The organism is Sphingomonas sp. SL1004, assembly GCF_057815015.1.
This window is the reverse complement of record NZ_JBYMUX010000001.1, coordinates 3,655,429-3,672,124: the sequence shown is the minus strand read 5'-3', so window position 1 is coordinate 3,672,124 and position 16,696 is coordinate 3,655,429. Positions and strand designations below refer to the sequence as shown.

General features: G+C 66.2%; 11 protein-coding genes. 4 read left to right on the top strand and 7 right to left on the bottom strand.

Annotated elements, in window-relative coordinates:
• Positions 1–62 precede the first annotated feature (62 nt).
• The 3 genes from tal to rpiA all read right to left on the bottom strand — a co-directional run bounded on the left by tal (position 63) and on the right by rpiA (position 4,032).
• Complete coding sequence (gene tal / locus AC3D24_RS16825) at positions 63–1,187, bottom strand: transaldolase (protein WP_133018639.1); 1,125 nt, start codon at positions 1,185–1,187, stop codon at positions 63–65.
• Entirely contained in the window at positions 1,187–3,280 is a 2,094-nt protein-coding gene (gene tkt, locus AC3D24_RS16820; protein ID WP_489032285.1) for a transketolase, read from the bottom strand. The genes tal and tkt overlap by 1 nt, the downstream gene beginning before the upstream one ends.
• A gap of 71 nt (positions 3,281–3,351) precedes the next feature.
• Entirely contained in the window at positions 3,352–4,032 is a 681-nt protein-coding gene (gene rpiA, locus AC3D24_RS16815; protein WP_489032284.1) for a ribose-5-phosphate isomerase RpiA, read from the bottom strand.
• A gap of 496 nt (positions 4,033–4,528) precedes the next feature.
• Here rpiA and AC3D24_RS16810 point away from each other — a divergent pair, with 496 nt between their 5' ends.
• From AC3D24_RS16810 to AC3D24_RS16800, 3 genes are read left to right on the top strand one after another with little or no spacing between them, the layout of a single operon-like run.
• Positions 4,529–5,749 (top strand): efflux RND transporter periplasmic adaptor subunit, encoded by a 1,221-nt coding sequence (locus tag AC3D24_RS16810; RefSeq protein ID WP_489033194.1) that lies wholly within the window; start codon positions 4,529–4,531, stop codon positions 5,747–5,749.
• Positions 5,750–5,755: 6 nt separating this feature from the next.
• Complete coding sequence (locus AC3D24_RS16805) at positions 5,756–9,049, top strand: multidrug efflux RND transporter permease subunit (protein ID WP_489032283.1); 3,294 nt, start codon at positions 5,756–5,758, stop codon at positions 9,047–9,049.
• Positions 9,046–10,629 carry an efflux transporter outer membrane subunit gene (locus AC3D24_RS16800; protein WP_489032282.1) on the top strand — a complete coding sequence of 528 codons (1,584 nt, stop codon included), beginning with the start codon at positions 9,046–9,048 and terminating at the stop codon, positions 10,627–10,629. The genes AC3D24_RS16805 and AC3D24_RS16800 overlap by 4 nt, the downstream gene beginning before the upstream one ends.
• A gap of 349 nt (positions 10,630–10,978) precedes the next feature.
• On the opposite strand, the gene AC3D24_RS16795 is transcribed toward AC3D24_RS16800, so the two are convergent.
• The 4 genes from AC3D24_RS16795 to AC3D24_RS16780 all read right to left on the bottom strand — a co-directional run bounded on the left by AC3D24_RS16795 (position 10,979) and on the right by AC3D24_RS16780 (position 15,663).
• The gene (locus AC3D24_RS16795; protein WP_489032281.1) at positions 10,979–11,485 is read right to left on the bottom strand and encodes a 3'-5' exonuclease; all 507 of its coding nucleotides are present in this window, start codon (positions 11,483–11,485) and stop codon (positions 10,979–10,981) included.
• Positions 11,486–11,490: 5 nt separating this feature from the next.
• The gene (locus AC3D24_RS16790; RefSeq protein WP_489032280.1) at positions 11,491–12,627 is read right to left on the bottom strand and encodes a Gfo/Idh/MocA family protein; all 1,137 of its coding nucleotides are present in this window, start codon (positions 12,625–12,627) and stop codon (positions 11,491–11,493) included.
• A gap of 67 nt (positions 12,628–12,694) precedes the next feature.
• Entirely contained in the window at positions 12,695–15,067 is a 2,373-nt protein-coding gene (locus AC3D24_RS16785) for a bifunctional diguanylate cyclase/phosphodiesterase (RefSeq protein WP_489032279.1), read from the bottom strand.
• Complete coding sequence (locus AC3D24_RS16780; RefSeq protein ID WP_489032278.1) at positions 15,064–15,663, bottom strand: methylamine utilization protein; 600 nt, start codon at positions 15,661–15,663, stop codon at positions 15,064–15,066. The genes AC3D24_RS16785 and AC3D24_RS16780 overlap by 4 nt, the downstream gene beginning before the upstream one ends.
• Before the next feature lie 161 nt (positions 15,664–15,824).
• Here AC3D24_RS16780 and AC3D24_RS16775 point away from each other — a divergent pair, with 161 nt between their 5' ends.
• Positions 15,825–16,694, top strand: coding sequence for a DUF3034 family protein (locus AC3D24_RS16775; RefSeq protein ID WP_489032277.1), 870 nt, complete (start codon positions 15,825–15,827; stop codon positions 16,692–16,694).
• The last annotated feature ends 2 nt before the right edge of the window (positions 16,695–16,696 follow it).

Below are 16,696 nucleotides of genomic sequence, written 5' to 3'. Positions count from 1 at the left end.
AATCGAATCTATCGAGTTCGCGGAGCGGTGGATGCCGGAACAAGCCCGGCATGACGTAAAAACTAAGCCGTCGCGGGCTGTTTCTTGGCGATCGAGCCAAGCAGGTCGTCGAACGCCTTCACGAACGATGCGACGCCTTCTTCGACCAGCTTGCCGGTCACGCCGTTCAGGTCGAGACCCAGACGCTCGGCTTCGGCGAGCGTATGCTTCGCGCCCTCGACGTCCTGCGTGATCGTCTCCGCCGCGGTGCCGTGGTCGCGAAACGCATCCATCGTCTTCGGCGGCATCGTGTTGACCGTATCCTTGCCGATCAGCGTGTCGATGTAGAGCGTGTCGGGATAGCTCGGATCCTTCACGCCGGTCGACGCCCACAGCAGACGCTGCGGCTGCGCACCCTTGGCGGCAAGCGCCTGCCAGCGATCCGACTTCAGGAAGTCGAGATACCATTGATACGCCATCTTCGCGTTGGCGATCGCGACCTTGCCGCGCACCGCCTTCAGCGCATCGGCCTCGGCATCGCCCTTCTCCAGACGCGCATCGATCTCCTTGTCGATCGACGAGTCGATCCGGCTGACGAAGAAGCTGGCCACGCTGGCGATCTTGTCGATCGGCTGCCCCTGCTTGACGCGCTCCTCGAGCCCCGCCGCATACGCCTCGGCAACGCGAATGTACGCGTCGAGCGCGAACAGCAGCGTGACGTTGACATTGATCCCGCTCGCGATCGTCGACGAGATCGCGGGGCCGCCCGCGAGCGTACCCGGGATCTTGATCATCAGGTTCGGCCGGTCAACCATCCCCCACAGCTTCTTGGCCTCGGCGATCGTCGCGTCGGTATCGTCCGAAATGTAGGGCGACACCTCCAGGCTGACATAGCCGTCCTTCGCGTCGAGCTTGTCGTAGACCGGCTTCAGCGTCTCCGCCGCCGCCTTGATGTCCTGGATCGCCAGATGCTCGTAGCGGTCGATCGTCGCCGCGCCGGCATGCTGCTTGTCGTATTCGGCCAGCGTCGAGTCATAGGCATCGCCGTGACCCATGGCCTTTTCGAAGATCGACGGGTTCGACGTGACACCGGTCAGGCCGTCCTCGTCGACCAGCTTCTGGAGACCACCGGCCTCCAGGAACTTCCGATCGACGAAATCTAGCCATACCGCCTGGCCGAAGCCTTCGAGATCGTTGAGCGCACCCATCACTTGGTCTCCATCACTTGGCGGGCGACCTTGACGACATTGTCGACGGTGAACCCGAACTTGTCCTGCAGCTTGGCGAGCGGTGCCGAAGCGCCGAAGGTCGACATCGTCACGGTCGCGCCGTCGAGCCCGACATAGCGGTCCCAACCGATCGAACCAGCCATCTCGACCGCAACGCGCGCGCGCACTTCGCGCGGCAGCACGCTTTCCTTGTAAGCTGGGTCCTGCAGTTCGTAGCGATACCAGCTCGGCATCGACACGACCCGGCTCTTCACGCCGTCCGCGGTCAGCTTCTCGTGTGCCTCGACGACCAGCGACACTTCGCTGCCGGTCGCGATCAGGATCACGTCGGGCGTGCCGTCGCTATCCGCGAGCACATAGCCGCCCTTCTCGAGCCCATCGGCGCTTGCGTACTTGGTCCGGTCGAGCGTCGGCAGCGCCTGGCGCGACATGATCAGCGCGGCGGGCGTGCTGGCGTCCTTGAGAACCGCCTTCCACGCCGCGACGACTTCGTTCGCGTCGCTCGGACGGATCGTGTCGAGACCGGGAATCGCGCGCAGCGTGGCGAGATGCTCGATCGGCTGGTGCGTCGGGCCGTCCTCGCCGACACCGATCGAGTCGTGCGTGAACACCCAGATCGCGCCGACCTCCATGATCGCCGACAAGCGCACCGGCGCGCGCATATAGTCCGCGAACACCAGGAAGGTGGAGCCGTACGAACGCAGGTGCGACAGCGCCATGCCGTTGACGATCGCGCCCATGCCGTGTTCGCGGATGCCGAAGTGGAAGTTCCGGCCGGCGTAATTCTCCGCCTCGAACGAGGGCTGGCCCTTGATGTCGGTCTTGGTCGAAGGCGCGAGATCGGCCGAACCACCGATCAGCCATGGCACCTTCGCCGCGATCGCGTTGAGCACCTTGCCACCCGAATCACGGCTGGCGACGCCCTTGGCATCCGCCTCGAAGGTCGGGATGTCGGCGTCCCAGCCCTCGGGCAGTTCATCCTTGAGCAGCAGGTCGAGCTCGGCGGAAAGCTCGGGATAGGCACCGCGATACTTGTCGGTCAGCGCGACCCACTCATCGCGCAGCTTGGCACCACGCTCGGCGATCGCACCATTGAAATGCTCGATCACGCCGTCGGGCACGTAGAACGACTTGTCCTCGGGCCAGCCATACGCCTGCTTGGTGAGGCGGATATTCTCCTCGCCGAGCGGTTCGCCGTGCGCCTTCTCGCTGCCCGCCTTGGGGCTGCCGTAACCGATCACCGAATGCACGACGATGAAGGTCGGCTTGTCATTGGTCGCCTTGAACGTCTCAATCGCGCGGCTGAGCGCCGCGGTGTCGTTCGCGTCGTCGATGTGGATGACGTTCCAGCCATAGGCGTCGAAGCGCAGGCCGACATCCTCGTCGAACGCGAGATCGGTCGCGCCCTCGATCGAGATGTGGTTGCTGTCGTAGATCCAGCACAGGTTGCTGAGCTTGAGGTGGCCGGCGAGGCTTGCGGCCTCGGCCGAAACGCCCTCCATCATGTCGCCGTCGCCACAGATCGTGTAGACGTCATGGTCGAATAGCGTGAAGCCGTCCTTGTTGTAGCGCGCCGCGAGCCAGCGCTCGGCGATCGCCATCCCGACCGAGTTGCCGCAACCCTGGCCGAGCGGCCCGGTCGTGGTCTCTACGCCGGTGGTGTGGCGGTATTCCGGGTGGCCGGGCGTCTTGGACGACAGCTGACGGAATTGCTCGATATCGGCGAGGCTGACGGCCTCCTTGCCGGTCTTGTTACCGTCCGCGTCGATCTCTTCGATCTTGGCGAGGTGAATCAGCGAATAGAGCAGCATCGACGCATGGCCGACCGACAGCACGAAACGGTCGCGATTGGGCCAGTCGGCGTGCTTCGGATCATAGCGCAGGAACTTCGACCAGAGCGTGTAGCCGACCGGCGCGAGCGCCATCGGGGTGCCGGGATGGCCCGAATTGGCCTTCTGCACCGCGTCCATCGACAACGTGCGAATGGTGTCGATCGCGAGGCGTTCGGGCGAACCGTCCTCGTGGAGGTTCGGGTCCGCCTTCGTGGCAGGGGCGGTTGCGGTATCGGTCATGGAAGAAAAGCCTCGCTCTAGACTGTGACCGAACGCCGCGCATCCGATCTGGTTGCCAAGATAGGGAGCCTTTAGGCGGATGCACCCATCCGTTCCAGTCGCGTAACGAGGCCGTTCGTTGCAATATACGCGGCATCGACCTCGTCGAGGAACAGCCCATGGCCGAGAATGCCGGGGATCGCGGCGAGCGTGGCGGCGGTTGCGCGGGGGTCTTCGAGGGTCGCGAAGTGGCAGTCAATGACGAGATTGCCTTGGTCCGTCCGGTAGTTGGCGCGGATGACGGGCGCGGCGCCGATGTCGGTGAGGACGCGCATGACGTAGGCGCCGGCGAAGGGAAGCACCTCGACCGGCAGCTTGGCTGCGCCGATCCGGTCGACCCGCTTGGAGCCGTCGGCGATCACGACCATCCGTGCCGAGCTTGCGGCGACGATCTTCTCCCGCAGCATCGCCCCGCCTGCGCCCTTGATCGCGAAGCACCGCGGGTCGATCTCGTCCGCGCCGTCGATCGTGAGGTCGACATGGGCGATGGCGGCGAAGTCGAGGATCTCGATGCCGACTTCGCGGGCGAGCTTGCCTGAGGCTTCGGAGGTGACGACCGCGCGGATTTGCAGGCCTTGAGCGACACGATCGCCGAGCGCCTGGATCGCGAATGCCGCAGTCGAGCCGGTCCCGAGCCCGACGAGCATCCCGTCCTGCACCTCGGCCACAGCCGCAACGGCAGCCGCCTTCTTGTCATCATTGATCAAATCCATCACCCCACCCCATCCGTCATGCCGGGCTTGTTCCGGCATCCACCGCTTAACGCGCTCGAGAGATTTTGGTTTGGAGGACTCGCACAAGAAGCACCACCCCGGCGAAGGCCGGGGCCCAATTGGGGAACGTTGCCAACGGTGCGCAGTCCCTCGTTACCACGACCTCTCCAATTGGGCCCCGGCCTCCGCCGGGGTGGTGCAGTGGCCCAGGGGCGGTGCGGTGGTTCTCGAATGCCGTGACTGCATGGTAGTGCGCGTGGATAAGGGAGCGCCCCTTCCTTGGTCTCCCGCGAAGGCGGGAGCCCAGTCTGGATCCCCGCCTTCGCGGGGAAACAATCCTCCTTGTTTGACGCGCTCCCCCCCAATCAACAAACCAGGTTACTCTCTCTTCCCTATTTCTCGCCCCCGCTTTTCAACTGACATACTTCTGGTACATCCTCGTGGTTTAGCCCGACCAACAGCTGCCCACACCGATCGCGAGCGGATACCAAACTTGATAGCCACACGATTTTCCACGCGGCAGTGCGCCCTCCTGCTCGCACCCGCACTGGCGCTCGCCGCCTGTTCCGGCGGCGGTGACAAAGCTCAGAGCAAGGGCAAGGCCGGCCAGCCGGGCCAGGGCACGCCGACCGTCGGCTATGTCGTCGTCCAGCCGACCAGCGTCGCGATGACCACCGAGCTCAGCGGCCGCACCACCGCGTTCGAAAGCTCGGACGTGCGGCCCCAGGTCACCGGCATCATCCGCCGCCGCTTCTTCACCGAGGGTACGCTCGTCAAGAAGGGCCAGCCGCTCTACGAGATCGACCCGCGTCTCTATCGCGCCGCCGCCAACGAGGCGCAGGCCAACTTGCAAAGCGCGCGCGCCAACCAGCAGGCGCAGACCATCCTCGCGCAACGCTACAAGCCGCTCGCCGAGATGGAGGCGATCAGCAAGCAGGATTACACCAACGCGGTCGCCACCTCGCGCCAGGCCACCGCCTCGGTCGCGCAGACGCGCGCGGCGTTGGAGACGGCGCAGATCAACCTCAAGTTCACGACCGTCCCCGCGCCGATCACCGGGCGTATCGGCCGCTCGCTGTTCACCGTCGGTGCGCTCGTGTCTGCGACGCAGACCGATCCGCTCGCGCAGATCCAGCGACTCGACCCGATGTTCGTCGACATCCAGCAATCCTCGGGCGACCTGCTCGCGCTGCGTCGCTCGCCCGGCCAGAACGGCATCGTCGCGACCCGCGCCGAAGTCCGACTGACGCTCGAGGACGGCAGCGAATATGGCGCGACCGGCAGCGTCGAGTTCGCCGAAGCGCTGGTCAATACCGAGACCGGCACCGTGACGATGCGCGCACGCTTCCCCAATCCGCAGGGGCTGCTGCTCCCCGGCATGTTCGTCCAGGCGAAGTTCGCGCAGGCGATCAACCAGCGTGCGTTCCTCGTGCCGCAGGCGGGCGTTTCGCGCGACGCGAAGGGCAATGCCACGGTCTATGTCGTCGATGCGAACAACAAGGCGGTGCAGAAGAAGATCAAGGCCGACCGCACGCAGGGTGCGTTCTGGGTGGTCACCAGCGGGCTCAACCCCGGCGACAAGATCATCACGCAGGGCCTGTCGAAGATCGCGCCGAACCAGGGCGTGAAGCCGGTGCCGGAAAACACCGCGCAAAAGATCGAAGCGCCCAAGAATGACTCCTCGGGTGGTGACTCCAGCCAGAAAAAGGCCGGCTAAGCCCTTATGTTGTCCCGTGTCTTCATCGATCGCCCGATCTTCGCCTGGGTGCTCGCGATCATCGTGATGCTCGGCGGCATCGGCGCGATCATGAGCCTGCCGATCGCGCAGTACCCCGACGTCGCCCCGCCACAGGTGACCGTCCGCGCCACCTTCCCGGGTGCCAACGCGCAGACCATCCAGAACAGCGTCACGCAGGTCGTCGAGCAATCGCTGACGGGCATCGACGGGCTAATTTATTTCAGCTCGTCCTCGTCGTCGCGCGGCTCGGTGACGATCACCGTGACGTTCGAAAAGGGCACCGATCCCGACATCGCGCAGGTCCAGGTCCAGAACCAGGTCCAGCAGACTCTGTCCCGCCTCCCCTCGCAGGTCCAGCAACAGGGCCTCGTCGTCCGCAAATCGAACCCGGACAACCTCCTGATCGTCGGCGTCTATGACGAGACCGACAAGCTCACCAACCAGGACGTCTCGGACTATCTCGTCTCGAACCTGCAGGACCCACTCGGCCGTATTCCCGGGATCGGCGACAGCAACGTGTTCGGCGCGCAATACGCGATGCGGATCTGGCTGAACCCGAACAAGCTCGCCAGCTATCAGCTGATCCCGAGCGACGTGACCACCGCGATCCAGGCGCAGAACACCGAAGTCGCCGCCGGCGAACTCGGCGGGCAACCCCAGCCCGACACGCAGATGCTGAACGCAACCGTCACCGCACAGTCGCGCCTCCAGACGCCCGAGCAGTTCGCCAACATCATTCTCAAGACCACCAACGACAGCGCCGTGGTCAAGCTGCGCGACGTTGCCCGGATCGAACTGGGCGCGGAGAACTACAACGCGCGCAGCCGCGTCAACGCGCATCCCGGCGCCGGTATCGCGGTGCTGCTCGCGCCGGGCGCCGACGCGCTCAAGACCGCCGAGCTGGTCAAGGCGTTCGTCGCCAAATCCGCCAAGAGCTTCCCGCCAGGCCTGAAATTCGCCTACGCCAACGACACCACCGACTTCATCAAGCTGTCGATCGACGAGGTCGTAAAGACGCTGATCGAGGCCGTCATCCTCGTCGTCATCGTCATGTTCGTTTTCCTGCAAAGCTGGCGCGCGACGCTGATCCCGACGATCGCGGTGCCGGTCGTGCTGCTCGGCACGTTCGGCGTGTTCTATCTTGCCGGCTTCTCGATCAACACGTTGACGCTGTTCGGGCTCGTGCTCGCGATCGGCCTGCTGGTCGACGACGCGATCGTCGTGGTCGAGAACGTCGAGCGCCTGATGGAGGAAAATCCCGAGATGACGCCTCGGGAGGCGACGATCGAGTCGATGAACGAGATCACCGTCGCGCTGGTCGCGATCGCGTTGGTGCTGTCGGCGGTGTTCCTGCCGATGGCGTTCTTCGGCGGCTCGACCGGCGTGATCTATCGCCAGTTCTCGCTGACGATGGTGTCGGCGATGATCCTGTCGGTGCTGGTCGCGCTGATCCTCTCCCCCGCCCTCACCGCGACCTTGCTCAAGCAGAAGAAGAAGGACGCCGACGGCAATCACGAGAAGAGCTGGGGCGAACGCAAATTCCCCAAGGTCGCGCACTTTTTCACGCGCGCAGGCGACAAGTTCAACAGCGGGTTCGAGAAGGGCACGCAGAAATACACCAGCGCGGTGCAGTCGGTGATCGACCGCAAGTGGCTGTTCCTGCTGATCTATGCGGTTGTCGTCGCGCTGCTGGCGGTGTTGTTCCTGCGCCTGCCGACCGGCTTCCTGCCGACCGAGGACCAGGGCTCGGGCATCGTCCAGTTCCAGCTTCCGGCGGGCGCCACGCAAGGCCGCACCTTCGCGCTGCAGAAGCAGATCGAGCAATATTACTACACCAACGAGAAGGCCAACGTCCGCACGATGTTCACCGTCAGCGGTGGCGGCGGTGGCGGCGCGAGCGGCCAGAACACGGGGCAAGGCTTTATCGCGTTCGCACCGTGGGACGACCGCAAGGGCAAGGAAAACACCGCCGACGCGATCACCGGTCGCGCCTCGAAGGCCTTTGCCGGCTTCCGTGACGCGCAGGTCTATTCGCTGGTACCGCCGGCCGTCCGCGGTCTCGGCTCGTCGAACGGCTTCACCATGGAATTGCAGAACGCCGGTGGCCTGACGCAGATCGAGTTCAACGCCGCGCGCGACAAGCTGCTCGCGCTCGCCCGCGCCGACTCGTCGCTGACCGCGATCCGCCTGACCGAACTGCCCGACGTCGCCACGCTGCGCGTCGATGCCGACCAGCAGAAATTGTCGACGCTCGGGCTGACCCAGGCGAACGTGAACTCGACGCTGTCGACCGCTTGGGGTGGCCAATACGTCAACGACTTCATCGACCGCGGCCGCGTCAAGCGCGTCTATGTCCAGGGCGACGCGCAGTTCCGCGCGCAGCCGTCGGACCTGAGCCAGTGGTTCGTGCGTGGATCGAACGGCCAGATGGCGCCGTTCTCGTCGTTCGCGAAGACCAGCTGGGGCCAGGCACCGACGACGCTGTCGCGCTTCAACGGCATCGCCTCGTACGAGATCCAGGGCTCGGGCGCGCCCGGCGTCAGCTCGGGCGACGCGATGAACCGGATCGCCGAGCTTGCCGGCCAGATCCCCGGCACCTCGGTCGCATGGTCGGGCCTGTCGTATCAGGAACGCCTGTCCTCGGGCCAGGCGCCGTTCCTCTACGGCCTGTCGCTGCTGGTCGTCTTCTTGTGCCTCGCCGCGCTGTACGAGAGCTGGACGATCCCGATCGCGGTGCTGCTGGTGATCCCGCTCGGCCTAGTCGGTGCGATCCTCGCGGTGACTCTGCGTGGGCTGATCAACGACGTCTATCTCCAGATCGGCCTGCTGACGACGATGGGTCTGGCCGCGAAAAACGCGATCCTGATGATCGAGTTCGCCGAGCAGGAGGAAAAGAAGGGCAAGCGCGTCATCGAGGCGGCACTGTCCGCGGCGAAGATCCGGTTGCGCCCGATCCTGATGACGTCGTTCGCGTTCATCCTCGGCGTGTTGCCGCTGGCGCTGTCGACCGGTGCGGGCGCGAACAGCCGCATCGCGATCGGGACGGCAGTGGTCGGCGGCATGCTGACCGCGACGATCCTCGCGATCTTCTACATCCCGCTGTTCTTCGTCCTCGTCCGCCGCGGCGCGCGCGACGGCATCGCCAAGTTGCGTGGCAAGCCGACCGGCTTCCAGGGTCATGACGACCACAACCATGACGACCACGGATCTGACGGCGATCACAACGAACCGCTCGGCCCGCCCGAACCACAGGGCCCTTACCGGCCGGAGCCCGCATGATGCGTTCGCTAATCCTGATCCTCGCCGCTTCGACCGCGCTCGCCGGCTGTTCGCTCGCACCGAAATACGCGCGCACCGAACTCCCCACGCCGCCGTCATGGCCGGTCGGCGATGCGTACCTCCGCCAGTCGGAGGCGGCCCTGCCTGCCTTTACCTACCGCGACGTGTTCAAGGATCCGCGCCTCCAGCAGATCATCGTCCAGGCTTTGGCGAACAACCGCGACCTCCGCGTCGCCGCCGCCAACATCGCCGCCGCCCGCGCGCAATACCGCATCCAGCGCGGCGACCTGTTCCCGCAGATCGACGCCAGTGGCCGCTATACCTATTCGGGCGGCGGCAATGGTGCGAGCAGCACCGCGACCAGCGGCACCGGAACGGGAACGGGAACGGGCACCGGCACGGGCACCGGCACCGGCACCGGTACTGGCGGAACCGGGACGGGTACCGGGACCGGGACGACCGGATCGGTCGTCAGCACGTCCAGCTCGAACAGCGCCTTCTCCGTCGACCTGGGCACGACCGCGTTCGAACTCGACCTGTTCGGCCGCATCCGCTCGCTGACCGGCGCCGCGCTCGATCGCTATTTCGAGACCGAGGCTGCGGCGCGCACGACCCGTCTGACGCTGGTCGGCGACATCGCCGATGCCTGGCTCACCTACGCCTCGGACCAGAGCCTGCTGAAGATCGCGCAGGATACCGTCGCCAGTTCGCGGCGCAGCGTCACGCTGACCGAAGCCCGGCTCAGGGGCGGCGTCGCGCCGCGCACCGATCTCCGCCAGGCGCAGCAGATCCTGTTCACTGCACAGAGCGATCTGGCGACCCAGAAGACCGCGCTCGCCCAGGATATCAACGCGCTGCAACTGCTCGTCGGTGCGCCGGTAAACCCCGCCCTGCTCCCCGCCTCGATCGAACAGGCGCTGCCGACCGTCGCCACGCTGCCGGCGGGGCTCGACAGCAGTATCCTGCTGCGTCGTCCGGATGTCGTGCAGGCCGAATACGAACTCCGCGCCACCAATGCCGAGATCGGCGCGGCGCGCGCGGAACTGTTCCCGAAGATTTCGCTCACCGGCATCCTCGGCTTCGCCAGCAGCGCGCTGTCGTCGCTGTTCGCCGGCGGCGCGTTCAACTATTCGGTCGCGCCGTCGATCAGCTACCCGATCTTCCGCGCAGGGGCTGGCGTCGCCAACGTCGCCTACACCAAGGCGCAGCGCGATGCGGCGCTGGCGACGTACGAGAAGTCGATCCAGACCGCGTTCCAGGAAACCGCCGACGCCCTGGCGCGCCAGGGCACGATCGCGGATCAGCTCCAGGCAAACGTCAATTTCGCCGAAGCGGCGCAGGATACGTTCCGGCTGTCGGATGCGCGCTATCGCGGCGGTATCGACACGTTCCTGAACTCGCTCGATGCGCAACGCTCGCTCTACACCGCGCAACGCAACCTGGTCGCGACGCAGCTGGTCGGCGCAAGCAACCGCGTGACGCTGTACCGCGTGCTCGGCGGGGACTCGACGTTGGAAGCGACGGCCAACGGTCCGCAACCGGTAACGGCGAGCGGCGCACCGCGGGTCGAGACGAACTAATCCGCCAAGACCGTCATCCCAGCGAAAGCTGGGATCTCCCCGTCAGGCACGCGTCGCGACCCAAGCGGGATACCCCAGCTTCCGCTGGGGTGACGGCATTAAGGGGGACGCGAAAGCTGGGGTGACGGATTGGCAGCGGCTTCTCAGAAACCTTGTTCTCCCGTGAAGGCGAGCGTGGGGTTGTGCATGCCCCGCATGCACAAGGATCGTCCTGGAAACGATCCGACCCCATGCTCCCAGTCTGGATCCCTGCCTTCGCGGGGAAACAATCTTCGGGTCACGGCGGGGACGACTCTGCATTCGCCACGTACATCGCAGCCCGTCGCAAAGCCTCCGCCGTCACCTCCAGCTACTGCTCGCGCTCCGCCCGCGCATCGGCGAGCGCACGGTGGTCCGGCACACGCCCGTTCCGCCGTGCCGAAACCTCGCCGACGACCTCCCGCGCCAGAGTCTCGCATGCATCCGCGGGTTCCACTCCGGCCAGACCCGCCCGAGCCGACTCCAGTTGCGCATCGTCGCTGTCCCGCAACCGCAGCACCCGTTTCGGCTGGCCACCCGCGCGTAACAACGCGCTTAGCCACTTCCCGTCCCAGGACGGCGCGCTCGCCAGCAGGTCGTGCCCCGTCAGCATTTCGACCATCCGCGCAGCGACGATAACGTGATCCTCGCCGTCTGCCTCCAGTTCGGCCCGGTCGATCCCGTGGATCGCCTGCGCGCTCGCCTCCCAGTCGGTCCAGTCGGGCGCGGGGCGGATCAGATGGCTCTCGGCGCTGCCATCCTCGAACACCCACGCCACCTCGATCGGATAGCTCTTCTTGCCCAGCGACGACGCTTCGAAATCGAGGAAGGCAAGCATGCCGCTCAGCCGGTCGGGCTGGCGGCGTGGACGAGCCTGGAGTCCTTGATCGGCGACAGCGTCTGCACCTGGTCCGCCGAGATCCGGCGCGATCGCTGGAACGGCGGCAGCGTCACCGCGCGGCCGGTCTTCAGGGCTTCGACGATACCCTCGATCACGCGCAGATCGGCAAGCCCCTCCTCCGCGTCGGGTTCGGGATCGCGGTCCTCCAGGATGCAGTCGGAGAAATAGCGCATCTCGCCACCGAACTGGTCGGTCGGCTTGAAGCTTTCCGTGCTCTTTGTTTCGCCGATCGTGACGACCTGCTCCATCGCGTCGCCGAAGCCGTAAGCCGGATCCATGTGGATGCTCCCCTTGGTGCCGCTGACGGTCAGGCTGTCGACGCCGTTCGCGTAATAGGAGACCGTGAACTGTGCGAGCCGGTTGCCGGGAAAGCGCAGCGTGACGGCGACGGTGTCGTCCAGGTCGCCGAGCCCCGCCTCGGGATGGCGCGATGCGACCGCGGCGGCGACCTCGAGCGGTTCCTCGCCAAACAGATAGCGGGTCGCGTTGATCGGGTACGGCCCCATGTCGAACAGCGGCCCGGCAAGCAGGCCGTTCTTTGCGCGGTGATTGGCGGGGTCGACCATCTGCGTGAAGCACGAGGTGAACGCGATCAGCTCGCCCAGTTCGCCGCTCCGGATCCGGCGAATCGCGTCGAGCGTCGACGGCTCGAAATGCAGGCGGTACGCGGTCATCAGCTTGGCGGACGACGCACGCTCGGCATCGCGGATCGCCTCGGCCTTCTCGACCGACACCTCGAGCGGCTTCTCCGACAGGACGTGGATCCCGGCCTTCAGCGCAGGAATCGCGAACTCGGCATGGCGCCAGTTCGGCGTCGCGAGATAGATCGCATCGATCAGCCCGGAGGAGAGCAGATCGTCGAACTGATCGTAACGATACGTCGCCTCGACGCCGTACATCTTGCCGAGCTCGCGCGCCTTGACCGGATCGTCGGTGACCAGCGCGGTGATCTCCGAATTGCCGGTATGCGCGACGCCCGGCATCATCGACGCCTGCGAAATGTCGCCGAGCCCGACGATCTCATAACGGACCTTCTTGCCGAGACCGAGGGCGGACGCCACCGTGGAAACTACGCTCATGGGAAATGCCTCGTGATGCTGAATTCCCCCGCTCAACGCGACAGCATCGATAGCTATCCCTCGATGATCAGGCGGCCTTCATCATCACGCTGTCGAGCAACCCGGCAATGTGCCGGCTTTCGACCGGCCGGCTGAACAGATAGCCCTGGATATTGCCGCAGCCCTCACCACGCAGCCGCTCGAGCTGGTCGACGTCCTCCACCCCCTCGGCGGTCGTCTCCATGTGCAGCGCGGTGGCCAGGTCGACGATCGCGCGGACGATCGCCGCTGCGCTCGGATCGCTGGCGATGCTGGTCACGAACGAGCGGTCGATCTTGATCTTGTCGAACGGGAAGCTGCGCAGATAGCTCAGCGAGGAATAGCCGGTGCCGAAATCGTCGAGCGCGACGCGAATGCCCATCTCGCGCAGCCGGTGGAGCAGCGCAACGACCGGCCCCTCGCCTTCGAGGAACACCGATTCGGTGATCTCGATCTCCAACCGATCCGCCGACAGCCCGCTGTTCGCGAGCGCCTGCAGGACGATCGCCTGGAAGCCGGTGTTGCGGAACTGGAGCGGCGACACGTTCACCGCAACCCGGACATGCTCGGGCCAGTGCACCGCCTGGCGACACGCCTCGTGCAGCACCCATTCGCCGATCGCGACGATCAACCCGGTCTCCTCGGCGACCGGAATGAACTCCAGCGGCGGGACCAGGCCGCGGGTCGGATGATGCCAGCGCAGCAACGCCTCGAACCCGCCGATCCGGTCCGCCTTCAGGTCGAACACCGGCTGGTAGTTGAGGACGAACTGCCCGCCCTGGATCGCATCGCGCAGGTCGAGCTCGATCTGGCGGCGCTTCCGTGCGGCGGCGTCCAGTGCGGGCTCGAAGAACCGGAACACGCCGCGCCCGTCTTCCTTGGCGCGGTACAGCGCGAGGTCGGCGTTCTTGAGCAGTTCGTCGGCGGTGTCGCCGTCGGCCGGGCCGATCGCGATGCCGACGCTGATCCCGGTCGCGACCAGGTGATCCGCGGCCTCGATCGGGTCGCGCAGGGCATCGATCAACGCTTGTGCCAGCGCACGCGGTCGATCGGGCTCGAACGCGCCCGACAGGATGATCGCATATTCGTCGCCGCCGAGCCGCGCGACCAGACCATCGGGCGCGGTGTCCGCAAGCCGCCGACCGACCGCGGCCAGCAGCGCATCGCCGACCGGATGGCCAAGCGTATCGTTGATTCCCTTGAACCGATCCAGATCGAGGCACAGCACCGCGACCGTCGCGCCACCGCGCGTCGCCCCGTGCCGGCCGACTTGCGAGATCGCCTGATCGAGTGCCTGGCGAAAGTAGATCCGGTTGGGCAGGCTGGTCAGCGGGTCGTGAAAGGCGAGATGACTGATCCGCCGTTCGCGGTCGACGATCCCCGCCGCCATCCGGTTGAAGCTCGCGGCGAGTCGCCCGATCTCGTCGGTTCCCTCGACGACCGCGGGCACGCGGCTGCCCTGTTCGAGCGCCTTGGCCGCGGTATCGAGCGCGGCGATCGGCTTGGCGATGCTGCGCGCCAGCCGGCTGCTGCCGAACAGCACCAGCAGCAACCCGGCCAGCCCCGCCAGCGCGATGCCGGCCTGCAATGGCAGATACGGCGCGAGCGCGGCATCGAGCGGATAGCGGATCAGGATCGCCGCCTGCGGCGTGTCACCGGTACCGGCCAGCGGTTTGGCGAGCGCGAACGCCCGCCCCTGGGGGAGGTTGAGCGTCGCCAGCGCGCGCGTCGATCGCGATCGGGCGACCAGTGCGTCGATGGCCGGGGAGGCGTCGATCGAGCGATCGAGCGCCTGCCAATGCCCTTGCGGATCGCGCCGCATCATCGTCGCGACCAGCGGGATCGACGACAGCCGTTCGAGCGCGTCCATTTCGGCGGCGTCGAGCCGGACCGCGAAAACCACCCAGCCGATCCGCGTCGGCGCCATCACCGGCGACAGCACCAGGCGGTAGACCTGGCCGCCGACCGCGACCACCGCGTCGTTGCGCCCTTCGGCAAGCGCGAACGGGAAGGGCGCGATCGCGGATTCGAGTGGCCCGGGCGGTCCCGTGACCTGTCCGTCGCCATCGACGACATACGCCGCCGATACCGATGCGCGGGTCGCGAGATTGGCGAGTGCGGAGGCGATGGTCGGTCGGTCGCCGCTCGCCACCGCGGCGCGAAAGCCGAAATCGCGCGCCAGCACGTCGGCCGAACTCGACAGCGATTGCGCGCGCAACGCCCACAGCCGGTCGTATACGCTGCCGCTGGTGGTCAGTTCGGCGCGGACCGAATCGCGCGCGTGCGTCCAGATCATCGCCTGCGCGACGACCGCCAGCACGATGAGCGCGATCGCGAACAGCCCTGCGTACAGCACGGACAGCTTGGTCCGCAGCCGCCGGAACCGGGGCCGCAGAAGCAGGAAGCGACGAGCCCCCGTCATCTATGCAACGCGAACGTCGTCGAGAGACCCGACACGGCGACCGTCACCGGCTGCGATGCGAGGCTGCCCGGCGCGCGGATCGAGGGGTGCCAGACGCGGACGGTCGCACCGCCCGCCGGTACGCCATCGATCGTGACGTGCCCGGCGCCATCGGTCAGCGCCGCGAACGGAGTCGCAGTGACGTAGACGAACCCGTTCATCGAATCGTGAATATTGCAGCCAAGCGGCACCACGCCGGGCCGGTCGAACGTCACCGTCCGTGCGTCCTCGCGCCCGTACAGCTTCAGGTCGAACTTCTTCGCCTTGGAAAAGGAATAGACATGGTGCCGCACCTTGTCGCGATTCGGAAAACCGACCGTCGCGCCGACCGGCACGATCAGGACGTGCGGCTGAAACGCGATATCGCGCTGCTCGACACTATAGGGCCCGCGCACGGTTACCGGCGGCGCCTTGGGCGTTTCGATCGTCACGACCGCGCCCGCGAGCGGCTGGCCATCGATCCCGCGCAGGTCGATCGACACGGTCGCGGCTTGGCCGATCGACGAGAGGCTCAAGGCGAGCGGCACACAGGCAAGCGGGAAAACGCGGTACGACATACCGTCGGGAGTTAACGCCGGCCGCTTTCGAACTCGTGAAGACGTTGTTTACACGGAAGAAACCATTTCGGGTGGATTAAGCGTCCAATTCCGATGTTCCGGCTCGCCCGCGTTCGTCGTCCCACAACCGGTCGCCGACCCCCCATGATGTAGACCCGCCGATGCGCCGATCGATCGCTTGTATTCTTCTGCTGGCAGCCGTTTCGGCCACCCCCGTGCTTGCCCAGGACGGTCGCGCAGGGGGCAAGCTGATGCTGACCAACGGCGTCTCGACGATCGAGGGCAGCTCGGGCGGTGGCATCTCCACCTGGGCGCTGATCGCGGGCAACGAGACCGCGGACGGCATCGGCGGCTCGTTGCACGTCTCGGGCATAGCCCTCCCCGACTTCCGCTTTGCCAGCTACGGCGCGGCGATCGGCGTCGAGGACCGGCTGGAGCTGAGCTATGCCCGCCAGTCGCTCGACACCCGCCGCGTTGGTGCAAAGCTCGGCATCGGTCGCGGCTATACGCTCGATCAGGACGTGTTCGGCGCCAAGGTCCGGCTGGCGAGCGACGCGGTCTATGGCAGCGCGTACCTGCCGCAGATCGCGATCGGCCTGCAGTACAAGCACAATCTCGACGCGCCGATCACCGCAGCGGTCGGTGCCAGGCACGCGAGCGGCACCGACTTTTACGTCGCCGCAACCAAGCTCCTGCTGCGGCAGAGCATCCTGGTCGGCGCGACCGCGCGCTATACCAAGGCGAACCAGAACGGCCTGCTCGGCTTCGGCGGCGATGCGGGACAGAACCGCACGCTCCAGTTCGAAGGCTCGCTCGGCTATCAATTCTCGCGCCGCCTGCTGGTCGGCGGCGAATATCGCTCGAAGCCCGACTATCTCGGTTTTGCCAAGGAGGATGATTGGGCGACCGCCTATGCCGCCTATGCGCTGACCAGGAACCTGACCGCGACCGCCGCCTATGTCGATCTCGGCTCGATCGCCACCGCCGATCGCCAGCGCGGCGGCTTCCTGTCGCTCCAGGCGGCATTCTGAGG